General features: G+C 63.1%; 4 protein-coding genes. 1 reads left to right on the top strand and 3 read right to left on the bottom strand.

Annotated elements, in window-relative coordinates; translation table 11 throughout:
- Positions 1-148: 148 nt before the first annotated feature.
- Positions 149-2,833, bottom strand: coding sequence for an O-linked N-acetylglucosamine transferase, SPINDLY family protein (locus ACOY6C_RS15615; RefSeq protein WP_420906449.1), 2,685 nt, complete (start codon positions 2,831-2,833; stop codon positions 149-151).
- A gap of 440 nt (positions 2,834-3,273) precedes the next feature.
- Here ACOY6C_RS15615 and ACOY6C_RS15610 point away from each other — a divergent pair, with 440 nt between their 5' ends.
- Positions 3,274-3,813, top strand: a complete 540-nt coding sequence (locus tag ACOY6C_RS15610) for a gamma carbonic anhydrase family protein (protein WP_420906448.1) — start codon at positions 3,274-3,276, stop codon at positions 3,811-3,813.
- Between the two features lie 800 nt (positions 3,814-4,613).
- Here the strand turns inward: ACOY6C_RS15610 and ACOY6C_RS15605 are convergent.
- Positions 4,614-11,318 (bottom strand): ice nucleation protein, encoded by a 6,705-nt coding sequence (locus tag ACOY6C_RS15605; RefSeq protein WP_420906447.1) that lies wholly within the window; start codon positions 11,316-11,318, stop codon positions 4,614-4,616.
- A gap of 508 nt (positions 11,319-11,826) precedes the next feature.
- Entirely contained in the window at positions 11,827-13,296 is a 1,470-nt protein-coding gene (locus tag ACOY6C_RS15600; protein WP_420906446.1) for an HlyD family type I secretion periplasmic adaptor subunit, read from the bottom strand.
- Positions 13,297-13,329 lie beyond the last annotated feature (33 nt).

Genomic DNA, 13,329 nt, shown 5'->3' with positions numbered 1-13,329 from the left:
CTCCCAGATAACGACCTGTTGGTAAAAAACAAGCACCTTTCCAGCATGAAAGGTGAACCAGAACTTACCCTGAAATCTTCACCTTCCCCGCGCATGCAAGTCAAGGTGCGCGATGCCGGGCCCCATCGATCCATCCGGCCCGCCCTGATCAAACCAGCATCACCCTGGCGCGTGCCTCCCCGAGCAGGGCCAGCAGACGCCCGGCGGGCTCCCCGCCCAGACCCGAGACCGCAGCCAGGACCGGATCGATCACCTGGGCGACCAGATAGCGTTGCTGCTCCACGGGCATGGCCAGCAGCAGGGACAACAGGTCACGGGTGCCCCGTTCCATCTCCTCGGGATTGTGGAACACCACCCCGCCCACGCCCAACGCCAGCGACAGCACCACATGGGCATGTCCGGCGTTGGCGAGCAGCATGCCGATCACGTAGGCGACCCGCACCCGACCTGCGGCCAGAGCCTGGGCCACCACCAGCAACCAGACGCCGGGATCGACCGACTCCTGGTTGACGCGGGCGATCATTCCATCCAGATCGTCCGCCGCGTCCAGGGCCAACACCTGATCGAATAAACTGGACTCTGAAGGCGGGGCGACGACCGGAGACGGGGCGACGACCGGAGACGGGGCGACGACCGGAGACGGGGCGACGACCGGAGACGGGGCGACGACCGCAGGCGGGGCGACGACCGGAGACGGGGCGACGACCGCAGGCGGGGCGACGACCGCAGGCGGGGCGACGACCGCAGGCGGGGCGACGACCGCAGGCGGGGCGACGACCGGAGACAGGGCGACCGGGTGAGGGGCGGGCATGGCGAGCGCCGTGGGGGGCAGTTCGCCGCGCCAGCCGGGGATGGTTCGGGTGACCTCGCCGGAAAAGCGGGCGCGCGCCTCGGATGACCAGAGCCGATCATCCTCGGGGATCCGGGCCAGGCGATCCCGCGCGGTCAGTTTTTCCAGATAGGCGGCGGCCATCCGTTCCACCGAACCGAACCACACCCCGTTGGCATCCAGCTCGATGCCGATCTCCTGATAAAGCTCCAGGTTGGTCAGATCCGGGCGGGGCAGCCGCTCCTCCAGGAAGGCGGCCCGCATTTCGAAGAAGAGCCCTTCCAATCGTTTCACCAACAGCGGCGTATCGAACAGCGCGCAGGTATCCCGTCCGGCGACCAGGCGGGCGCGGAAACCCTCGAGCAGGGCGCGGTCGGCGCCAAGTTCCACGGCTCTGGCCACGAATTCGTCCGGCGTGGCGCAGACCAGCTCCGGCAGGCCCGCCGCGCGCACCAGACTGCCGCACACCCGGGCCGGAAACGAAATCCCGGCCAGGGTCAGGATCGGCACCCCCATCCACAGCGCGTCCGAGGCGGTGGTGTGGGCGCCGTAGGGGGTGGAATCGAGCATCAGGTCCACCAGCGGATAGCGGGCCATGTGTTCGTGGTTGGGTTTGCGCGGCGCGAACAGGATCCGTTCCCGATGGATGCCGCGTTGTTCGGCCATGGCCCGCAACCGTTCGCAGGCCGGCTCGTTCTCGAACAGCAGCCACAGCACGCTCGCCGGCACCCGTTCGAGCACCCGCATCCACAACTCCCAGGTGACGGCGGTGATCTTCTTGACCCCGTTGAAACAGCCATACACCATCACCCCCTCAGGCAGACCCGCCTCGGCGCGACTGGGACGGTGGTCATCCACATGGCGCTTGCGGTCGTTGGGCTGATAGCAGGGCAGACGCATCACCTTCTCCGAGTAGCAGAACGCCAGCTCCTCGGGAATGATGAACGCATCGCTGATGATGTGGGTGTGGTACGGCGATCCCATGGTGCCGGGATAGCCCAGCCAGTTGACGATCACCGGAGCCGGACGCATGGCCAGCATCTTGGTGCGGGCGCTGTGGGTGTAGCCATTGACGTCGATCAGGATCTCGATCCCATCCGCCACGATCTGTTCGGCGGCCTGGGCGTCGTTGAAGCCGTGCAGATCGCGCCAGTGTTCCACCGCCCCCTGGATGCGCCGTTTGAGGGGATCATCCGCCTGAATACCCATGGCATACACGAAGATCTCCACCTGATCGCGATCGTGCAGCTCGAAAATTTCCGCCATCAGATAACCGATGGCGTGGATGCGCAGATCCGACGACAGATACCCCACCCGTGGCCGTCTGGGTGGTGCGATGCGCAGGGCGGCATGGGTATCGTGACAGACCGGCTGTGGCTGACCGATCTCGGAGCGGTGGAACATGGCCGCGTTGGCGAGTTGAAAGAGCGGATCGTCCGTGTAGACCCCCAGCGAGAGGGGGGCGAACCCTTTCATCAAATGGCTCCGGTCGCAGCGTTCGAACGGCACGATCACCGGCCAGATGCACTGTACCTGGCGCCAGTTGATCCAGTGTTCGATCGCCTCGTGCTGATGGGGATCGATCTCCAGGCTCAGTCGCAGGGCCGCCTCGGCCTGATCCATGCCGAGCACCCGGGCGATCTGCTTCAACGCCGAGGTCTTGTAGCCGATATTCTCGCCGGTCACCCCTGGCAACCGCTCCGTCAGGGCACGCCAGCATCCTGCCGCCGCCACCGGACCTTCGATCCGTTCCAGGATGTTGCCCAGATTGATGTAGGGCGGATAAAAATCCGGTTGCAGGCGGATCGCCTCCTCGAACGCCTGGCGCGCGCCGATCGGATCGTTCATGTTGAGCAGCACCACGCCCAGATTATACAAGGCGAAATGGCTCTGGGGCTCTGCCGGGTGGTCCGTCAGCCATGCCCGGTACAGTGCGGCCACCGGTTCGTTCTGACCGGTTTGCAGCAGTGGTTCGGCCTGGGCGATCAACTCCACCAGATTCATGGTAAACCTCCTGTAACGATTCATGACCCCTGCATTTGGCGGGGTCCAGGGGCCAATGGCCCCTGGTGGGATCCAAAAGCAACGTTTCCGTTCATCATTTTTCGCGCGCTTTTATGAGAAGCGATTTTTCGCATTTTTTGCGAAAGATCGCGCAAGCGCGCGGTCTCATGTGCCCTCTCCGTTGCCCGCCAGGGCCATGGAGGGAACGAATGGCTGCGGAATCGGCTGGGCGTTCAAAGGAAAAAAATGATGCTTGCGCCCTGAAAAGTCAAATGAAATGTCCAGTTCTGGCCCAGCAGGGCGGCAAGCGGGATGCGGGATCCCCGCCAAGGGTCACCGCGGGTTGGCCACCGTCGGGAGAGGCGGGTTGTCAAGGGTGGCGCGGCCCGGTAACATGGGCAGGTTTCCATCCCATTTCTCAAGCCACGCGGGGGAATAAAATGCCGATCCGACCCTTTGAGGGGATTTTTCCGACCATCGATCCGACCGCCTTCGTCCATCCGGATGCCGTCGTGATCGGGGATGTGGTGATTGGCGCGGAGAGTTCCATCTGGCCAGGTGCGATCGTTCGGGGGGATGTCAATCCGATCCGCATCGGAGCGCGCAGCAACATTCAGGATGGATCGGTGTTGCATGTCAACCGGGCCACGGCGCGTTATCCGAACGGTGTGCCATTGATCATCGGGGATGATGTGATCGTGGGGCATAACGTCAATCTGCACGCCTGCACCCTGGAGCATGGCTGCATGATCGGGATTGGGGCCATCGTGCTGGATGGCGCGGTGATCGAGTCCGGGTCCATGGTGGGGGCCGGATCGTTGGTGGCGCCCCACAAACGGGTGGCGGCGGGTCAGTTATGGATGGGATCTCCGGCCAAGGCGTTGCGGGATCTCACTCCCGAAGAGCGGGAGAGCATGCGACTCACGGTGGAGAGTTATCGAACGCTCGCCCGGCGGCATGCGGAGTCGTTGGGAAGTTGAGGGAGGACAAGGAGGAAAACGTCACAGGGGACGGGGGACCGAAGGTCCCCAGCAGAGGTTCGGAGACGGAGTCTCCGAGGTTTGGTTTTTGACTTTGCTTTTTAGCGCGCTCTACAAAAAAGCGTTTTTTCGCGCCTTTTGCGAAAAAACGCTGCCGCCTTGGTTCCAAGGAGCTGTTTTGCGCTGTTTGCAAAACAGCTCCTTGGAACCCTTGCCAGAAGTCGGAGGCGGCTTGGGTGATGACGTGCAATTCGCCCTGGGTCGTTGCCCAAAACCGGCAACGACCCAGGGCACAAGAGACCGCGCGCTTGCGCCCTTTTTCGCAAAAGACGCGAAAAAGGGCTTATCGTGAAAAGCGCGCGAAAGTCAAAGTCACAAAGGCAACAGTCACAAAGGCAAGGTCTTAAAGGCAAGGTCACAAGCAAACCTCAGGGCTTCGCCCCGAACCCCACCAGGGGCCATTGGCCCCTGGACCCCGCCAGTTTTCCGCGCCTCCCACCTCCACCTCCCACCTCCACCGCCCGCACCCTACCCCGCTCAACCCGTTCACATACTCCGCCAACGCCCCCTCAAGCACCAGGCATGCATCTCCACACGGGGCCAATGACCCCTGGTGAAAATCCAAGGGCACAACCCTTGGAACGGTGCCGTTCATCTTTTCGCGCGCTTTCGGTCCCCCCTTCCCCTGCAATCGTAGGATCCTGAATCGTTACAAAAAAAACCGGCCAGACCCGCCCCAACCTCTCCGGAGCGGACCTGGCCGGTGGCCAGAATTACCTACTTGTCAAAGGGCTTATCGATCAGCCCAACACCCCCAGAACCGCACTCAACTGGGACGAGTTCAACGAACCAAGCTGCGTCGTGGTCAAACCGCCATACTGTACACCACCCAAGGTCACACCATTCACCTGCGTCGAGGTGAGACCCGCCAACGCGGTCGTGGTCAGGACCGAAATGTTGGTGGTGGTCAGGTACGAGATGTCGATATACTCCAGTCCACGCACCTGCGTCGAGGTCAACGAGGCCACCTGGGTGGTGGTCAACACCGACACCTGGGTCGAGGTCAACGCGGTCATCTGCGCCGAGTTGATTCCACCGAACTGCGTCGCCGTCAGATAACGCAGATCCGTGGTGGAAAGGGCACCCACCGAGGTGGTGGTCAGCGAACCCAACTGGGTGGCCGTCAGAATGCCCATCTGGGTCGTGGTCAGATAGGCCACGTCCGTGGACTCCAGACCGCCCATCTGCGTGGCCGTCAGACCGCTCATCTGCGTGGTCGTCATGGCCGCCACCTGGATGGTGCTCAACGCCGCCACCTGGGTGGATTTCAAACCGCCCAGCTGGGTCGTGTTCAACACCTTGAGACCCGTGGTGGTCAGCGCGTTCAACTGCGTCTGACTCAACACGCTCAACTGCGTGGCCACCAGACCACCGATATTCGTGGTGGTCATCACGCCGATCATCGTGGTGGTCAAACCACTCAGAGTCGTCGCGGTGATGCCGCCCAACTGCGTGCTGGTCATGCCGTTCACCTGGGTGGTGCTCATCGCTCCCAACTGGGTCGAGGTCAAACCGCGCAACTGCGTGGTGCTCATGACCGCGATGCCGGTGGTGGTCAGACCCGTCAACTGCGTGGTGGACAAGGCATTCAGATGCGTGGACTTGATACCCGTCAACTGGGTGGTGGTCAACGCCTTGAGCTCGGTCGTGGTCAGACTGCCCGCCTGAACCGTGGACAGACCGGCCACCTGGGTGGTGTTCAACGCACCCAACTGGGTCGTCGTCATCACCTGAATCTCGGTGGTCGAGATGCCGCCCACCTGCGTCGCACTCATCGAAGCGATCTGCGTCGTGGTGATGATCGCAAACTGCGTCGTGGTGAAGGCGCCGATCTGCGTGGACTTCAGACCACCCACCTGCGTGGTGGTCAACACCTTCAGATCGGTGGTGGTCATCACCCGCATCTGGGTCGTGGTCAGCCCACCCACCTGGGTCGAGGTCAAACCACCCACCTGGGTCGTGGAGAACAGCGCAATCACCGTGGTGGTCAGCCCGCCCATCTGCACCGCAGAGAGCGAACCCATCTGGGTGGCGGTCAGATTGCCCAACTGCGTGGTCGTCATGCCACCCATGGTGGTGCTGGTCAAACCCGCGATCTGCGTCGTGTTCAGAGACACCAGACCCGTGGTGGTCAACGACTGCATCTGGGTGACCGACAAGGCACCCAACTGCGTGGACTTGATACCCGTCAACTGGGTGGTGGTCAACGCCTTGATCTCGGTCGTGGTCAACCCACCGGTCTGGGTCGTGGAAAGCGCCCCGATCTGCGTGGTGTTGAACGCACCCAACTGGGTCGTGGTCAGGCTGCTCAGCTGGGTCGTGTTCAGACCCGTCACCTGCGCCGACGCCAGCGAACCGATCTGCGTGGTGGTCAGAATGCCGGTCATGGTGGTGGTCAGAGCCGCCAGCTGCGAACTCTTCAGACCGCCGATCTGGGTCGTGGAGAGCGCCTTGAGACCGGTCGTGGTCAGAGCATTGCCCTGGGTGGTGGTCAGGCTGCCCAACTGCGTCGAGGTCATGCCCGACAACTGCGTCGTGGTCATGCCGGCGATCGCGGTGGTGGTCACACCCCCCACCTGGGCCGAGGTCAATGCGCCCAACAGGGTGGTGGTCAGCACCGAGAACTGCGTGGTGGTCAACGCACCCATCCCGGTCGAGGTCAAACCGCCGATCTGGGTCGTGGAGAGCGCCTTGAGACCGGTGGTGGTCATGCTCTTGAGCTGGGTCGTGGTCAGACCGCCCAACTGGGTGGACTTGATCCCGGTCAGCTGCGTGGTGCTCAACGTAGCCACGTTCGAGGTGGTCAGACCCGCCAACTGGGCCAAGGCGAGACCGCTCAGGGCCGTGGAGGTCAGATTGCCGACCTGGGTCGTGGTCATCACCCCAAGCTGCGTGGTGGTCAAACCACCCACCTGGGTCGAGGTGAACTCACGCACCTGGGTCGTCGTCAACGTGCCGGTCTGAGTGGTGGTCATCACCGCCAGCTGCGCGGACTTGAGACCGCCAATCTGGGTCGTGGTCAACGACTTGACCTGCGTCGTGGTCATGATCGCGGTCTGCGTGGCCGTCAACGAACCCAACTGGCTCGAGGTCAGGCCACCCAACAACGTCGTGGTCAGACTGGTCAGGCCGGTCGTGGTGAGGCTGGCCACCTGGGTGGCGTTCAAACCACCGATCTGCGTGGTCTTCAGGCTGCCCAACTGGGTCGTGGAGATGCCGCGCATCTGGGTGGCGGTCAAACCGCCGAGCTGCGTGGTGCTCAACGAGGCCAGACCCGTGGTGGTCAGCGACAACAGCTGCGTGGTGCTCAACGCCGCCAGTTGCGAGGACTTGAAGCCGCCCAGCAACGTGGTGGAAAGCGTGGCCATGCCGGTGGTGCTCATGCCGCCCAGCTGGGTCGCCGTCATCGCACCGAGTTGCTGGGTGCTCATGTTGGCGATCTGCGTGGTGCTCATTGAACCGATGCCCGCCGCGCCCAACCCGCCCAACTGGGTCGAGGAGAGCCCGCCCAACTGCGTGGTGCCAAGACCACGGAACTGGGTGGTGGTCAGACCCGCCAGTTGCGTGCTCTTCAGACCCGCCAACTGCATGGTGGTCAGGGTGTTGAGACCCGTGGTGGTCAACACCAGCATCTGCGTGGTGGAGAGCGCCCCCACCGAGGTCGAAGAGAGCCCCTTCAACTGGGTGGTGGTCAACGCGGCCACGCTCGTGGTGGTCATGCCGCCCACCTGGGTGGCGTTCAGAGCGCCGACCAGGGTCGTGGTCAGAGCCGAGAACTGGGTCGTGGACATCGCGCCCATGTCGGTGCTGGTGAGGCCGCCGATCTGGATCGTGGAGAGCGCAGCCAGGCCGGTGGTCGTCAGCGAACGCACCTGGGTGGTGGTCAGCGCGGCCAACTGCGTGGATTTCACACCCGAAAGCTGCGTGGTGTTCAAGGCGCCCACATGGGTGGTCGTGAGACTGCGCGCCTGGACCGTGGAGAGTCCGGCGATCTGGGTCGCGGTCAGGGACGACAACTGGGTCGTGGTCAGAACGCTCACCGCCGTCGTGGTCAGACCACCGAGCTGGGCGATGCTCAACACCCCGACCTGCGTGGTGGAGAGATTGCCGCTCTGGGTGGTGGTCAGGGTCGCCAGCTGCGTGGACTTCACCCCCGCGATCTGGGTCGTGGTCATGGCGCGCAGATCGGTGGTGGTCATCACACCCACCTGGGTGGTGGTGAGACCGCCCAACTGGGTCGAGGTCATGCCGCCAAGCTGCGTGGTGGTCAACCGCGCCATCTGCGTGGTGGAGATGCCCGTCACCTGAACCGCGGTCAACGCACCGAGCTGGGTGGCGGTCAGATACCCGAACTGGGTCGTCGAGAAGGCCATCATCTCGGTCGAGGTCAGACCGCCGATCTGCGTGGTCGAGAACGACGCCAGACCCGTGGTGGTCAGACCCGACAACTGGGTCGTGGTCAAGGCGCCCAACTGCGTGGATTTCACGCCGGAAAGCTGCGTGGTGCTCATCGTCGCAAGCTGGGTGGTGGACAGACCACGCACCTGGGTGACGCTCAACGCACCCATCTGGGTCGTGCCGAAGCCGGACATCTGCGTCGTGGTCAAGGTGCCCAGATTCGTGGTGGTCAGACCGCCCACCTGGGTCGCGTTCATCGTGCCGAGCTGCGTGGTGGTCAGAACCCGCGCCTGGGTGGTGGTGAGCACCGCCAGCTGGGTGGTCTTGAGACCCCCGATCTGGGTGGTGTTCAAGGCGCCGAGCTTGGTGGTGGTCAGGGCCAGGGCCTGGGTCGTGGTCATGGCGCCGATCTGCGTCGAGTTCAGACCGCTCATCTGCGTGGTGCTGATCGCGTTGAGCACCGTGGTGCTCAGAGAAGCCACCTGCGTCGCGTTCAAGCCACCCAACTGCGTGGTGGTCAGGATGTTCCCCTGGGTCGTGGAGAGACCCGCCACCTGGGTCGCCTTCAGGCCACCGATCTGCGTCGTGTTGAGCGCCGCGATCTTGGTGGTGGTCAGGGTGCTGATCTGCGTCGTGGAGAGCGACGCGAAATCGGTGGCGCTCAGACCGCCCAACTGGGTGGTGGAGAGCGCATTCATCATGGTGGTGCTCATCACCCCCATCTGCGTCTCGGTCAGGGCGCCCACCTGGGCCGCCGACAGGCCGGAGAGCTGCGTGGTGGTGAGGTTACGGAACGCCGTGGTCGAAAGACTGGCCACCTGGGCGGTCGCAAGACCACCAAGCTGCGTGGTGGAGAGAATCCCGGCCTGGGTCGTGGTCAGCGCAGCCAGCTGCGTGGTCTTGACACCCGCCAGCTGGGTCGTGGAGAGGCTCTGGAGCCCGGTGGTGGTCAACACGCCGACCTGGGTCAGCGAGAGCGCGGCCAACTGGGTCGCGGTGACGCCGGTTATCTGCGTGGTGGTCAACTGCGCCAGTCCGGTCGTGGTGAGGGCGCCTACCTGGGTGGAACTCAACCCGCGAATCTGCGTGGTGGAGAAGGCGCGCAGCATGGTGGTGGTCAGAGCACCCACCTCGGTGGAGGTCAGACCGGCCAACTGGACGGTGGACAGGGAGGACAGGCCGGTGGTGGTCAGAGCACGCAACTGCGTGGTGGTCAACGCGCCAAGCTGGGTCGCCTTGACGCCGGTCAGCTGCGTGGTGTTCAACGTGCCGACCGCGGTGGTGGTCATGCCGGCCAGCTGGGTCACGGTGAGGGCGCCCACCTGGGTCGTGCCCATGCCACCCACCTGGGTCGTGGTCATGGAGGAGATCTGCGTCGTGGTCAGGCCGATCACCTGGGTCGCGGAGAGCGAACCCACCTGGGTGGTGGTCAGGCTGGTGACCTTGGTGGTGGTCAGCACCGCGATGGTCGTGGACTTCAATCCGGCCAGCTGCGTCGTGGTCAGGGCACGCAGTTCGGTCGTGGTCAGCACGCCGGCCTGGGTGGTGGTCAATGCACCCACCTGGGTGGCGGTCAGACCCGACAGCACGGTCGTGGTCATGGAGGCCAGACCCGTGGTGGAGATGGCGGCCACCTGCGTGGCGTTCAATGCGCCCAAGGAGGTGGTGACAAACGAATTCAACTGGGTGGTGGTCAATGCCGCCAGCCCCAGGGTGGACAAGCCGCCCACCTGCCCGCTGGAGAGCGAGGCGATCTCGGTGGTGGTGAGGCCGCGCAGCTGGGTGGTGGACATGCCGGCCAACTGGGTGGATTTGACACCCGACAGTTGAGTCGTGGTCAGGGCCGCCAGCTTGGTGGTGGTGAGCACGCCGATCTGGGTCACCGTCAGGGTGCCGATCTGGGTGGTGTTCATGACCCCCATCTGGGTGGTGGTCATCGCCGAGAGCTGGGTGGTGTTCAGACCGCCCACCTGGGCCGCGGAGAGCGTGCGGATCTGGGTGGTGGACAAAATCCCGGTCTGGGTGGTGCTCATCGCCGCGATGTTGGTGGATTTCAAGCCCGCCAACTGCGTGGTGGAGAGGGTGCCGATCCCGGTGGTGGTCAGAGCCGAGGATTGCGTGACGCTCAGCAGACCGATCTGCGTGGCGGTGATCCCGGTCACCTGGGTGGTGGTCAGGGCCACGACATTGGTGGTGGTCAGGGCGGACAACTGGGTCGCATTCAGCGTGGCGACGCTGGTCGAGGTCAGGGAGCGCACCTGGGTGGTGGTCAGGGCGGCAATGCCCGACGTGCTCAATCCACCCACCTGCGTGGAACTCAAGGAGCCGATCTTGGTGGTGGAGAGAACACCCACCTGCGTGGTGGTGAAGGCCGCGATCTGGGTCGATTTCACCCCGCTCATCTGCGTGGTGGAGAGCGAATTGATCTGCGTGGTGGTCAGACCACCCACCTGGGTGACCGTGATCCCGCCGATCTGGGTGGTGGAAAGCCCGCTCACCTGGGTGGTGGAGAGGGTGCGGACCCCGGTGGTGGTCAACGCGCCGAGCTGGGTGGCGGTCAGGGAGCCGAGCTGGGTGGTGTTCAGGATGCCCACCTGGGTGGTGGAGAGCCCGCTCACCTGGGTGGTCTTGAGGCCGCCCAACTGCGTGGTGGTCAGAACCGCGATGCGGGTGGTGTTGAGCACCCCCAGCTGCGTCGCCGTCAAGGCCCCGACCTGGGTGCTCTTGAGACCGGTCACCTGGGTGGTGGTCAGGGCGGCCACGTTGGTGGTGGTCAGGGCGGGCATCTGGGTGGCGGTCAATGCGCCGGCCAGGGTGGAGGTGAGCGCCGATACCTGGGTGGTGCTCAAAACCCCCACATGCGTGACGGTGAACCCGCCGATCTGCGAGGTGCTCAGGTTGGCGATGCTGGTGGTCTTGAGATAACTGACCTGGGTGGTGGTCAGATAGCTCAGCTCGGTCGCGGAGAATGTGGCCAGGGAGGTGGTGGTCAGATTGCCGATCTGAGTGGTGGACAACATCTGAATGATGGTCGATGTGGCAGCCATGTCGTTTTTAAACTCCTCTTTGAGCGTCCCCGCGGCAACCGTAATCTGTGAGCACCATGCCGCAATCAGGCGCGACAGAAAAAAATATCATATGGGTAACAAAAAAGAATATTCGAGAAATGCCGAAGCACAATTCCTTGACGCAATATCACACATTTGACACCACGGTCAATTGAAATCAACCGCGCGCCCTTGCCAAGCGTCAGAAATCCGGCATTTCGCAACAACCATTCACAGCGTGATTGACACCTCAGGCGCACCCCAGGGGGGCGATGTCGCAGGGAAAAAAGAGTCCACAATTCGCCTTATCGGCACCCCTGCATCAGACTTGACCCATTTTTTCACGATTTTCACACTCTTGCCATTTTTTACTTACTATAAACGAAAAGCAAGTTTCATTCCAGGCACAAAATGAACCCGAAATCATCCCCTCACCCCTGCTTTCGACCGGTTCGGGTGGATCGTTTTTGCCGCGCGGTGGCCACGACCCGCAAAAATTGCCGCGCGCTCAGCGCTCCTTGAGACTCTCATCCATCATGCTCGTAAACGTATAGAGAAAATAGGAGATCAACCGTCTGGAGCCCACCTTGATATCTGCGGTCAGGGTCATGCCGCGGATCAGACGGGCCCCTTCCGGCAGATGTTCCAGATCGGTCTTGGTCAGTTTCACCCGTCCCACATGGAACGCGCCGCCCGCGCTGCGCACCGCGTTCCCCTGCCCCTCGCCCCCGAATCCCTGAAAGGATTCTTGACTCACGAATTGCAGCTTGCCTTCCAACACCCCGTGACGTTGATAGGGAAAGGCATGCACCTTGAGCACCACCCGGTCGTCGGTACGCACATAACCGACATCGATGGAGTCGAGCATGATCTCGGCAATGAACACCGCGTCCGCGGGCACGATGGTGATCAAAAGTTCCGCCGGGTTCAACACCGAACCCGTGGCCCGCTTGGCCACATCCAGCACCACCCCATCCACCGGCGAGGTCATCACCTCCATCTCGCTCATGCGGCGCGCCTTGATCACCTGTTCGTTGAGCTTGGAGAGATCCGACCGGGCCGTGATCAGATAATCGAGAAGCTGACGGGTCCACTCCTCCACGAAGGTCTGCCGCTCCGCCCGCTTGGAGGCCAGATTGTGACGCAGTTGAATCAGCCGGTTGGCCGCGTCCTGATGGGACTGTTCGGTGCGCACCCGCGCCACCTTGGAGTCCTGATACTGCAACTGGCTGCCGGTTCCGCTCTTCTGCAAGGTATCGCGCATCCCCTCCACGTCCTTGTAGATCTTGAGCAGCGTGGTGAGATAGCCGCGCTCATCCTCGGTGGAGTGGATGGCGGTCTGGATCCGCTCGATCTCCTCGTCGTACATCGACAGACGCGACCGGTGCTCGGCCTGGCGCTGCCCGAAAAGCGCGTACTCCAGCCGTTCGTCGGCGTTCGGAGAGGAGCCGATCTCGAAGGGGGTGGCATTGATCTCGTGTTCCAGACGCCGGATGCGCGCCTGGGAAGCCTGCTGCTGCGCGAGAATCGACGCCAGATCCGCATGGGCGAAGGTGGCGTCGAAGGTGGCCAGGATCTGACCCTTGGTCACCTGATCCCCGGCCTTGACCTTGAGTTCGCGGATGATCGCCCGATCCATGGGTTGGAGCTGCAACGGCGGGGCATCGGTGGTCAGACGACCGGTGGCCATCACCAGCATGTCCACCTCGACCAGCGAGGCGATCAGAAGTCCCAAAGACAACATGCCGATCATCAGATAGAAGACCGACATCAACAGAAACGAGGGATTCTCCGCGATGATGACGTCGATCCCCACCTGAAAGGGGATGGCATCCGGAACCACGCGCCCCGATCCACCCTCGAAAATATGGGTGAAGCCGCGACGCAGCAGCGCGAGCGGATGATATTTCCAGCGCGCGCGGGGAGTTCCGGTCGCCTCGTTGGCCCCGGTCTGGGGTGTTTGGTCCGCGTTGGTCATACGTTATGATTCCTTGCCCATCGACCCGAACTC

This window comes from Candidatus Magnetaquiglobus chichijimensis (assembly GCF_045865675.1).
Taxonomy (GTDB): Bacteria; Pseudomonadota; Magnetococcia; order Magnetococcales; family Magnetaquicoccaceae; genus Magnetaquiglobus; species Magnetaquiglobus chichijimensis.
Note: the sequence above shows the minus strand (reverse complement) of the source record. Positions and strands in the feature narration are given on the sequence as shown.

Coding starts and splice junctions, on each gene's coding strand:
- ACOY6C_RS15615 (WP_420906449.1), bottom strand. CDS start 2,833: ATGAATCTGGTGGAGTTGATCGCCCAGGCCGAACCACTGCTGCAAACC.
- ACOY6C_RS15610 (WP_420906448.1), top strand. CDS start 3,274: ATGCCGATCCGACCCTTTGAGGGGATTTTTCCGACCATCGATCCGACC.
- ACOY6C_RS15605 (WP_420906447.1), bottom strand. CDS start 11,318: ATGGCTGCCACATCGACCATCATTCAGATGTTGTCCACCACTCAGATC.
- ACOY6C_RS15600 (WP_420906446.1), bottom strand. CDS start 13,296: ATGACCAACGCGGACCAAACACCCCAGACCGGGGCCAACGAGGCGACC.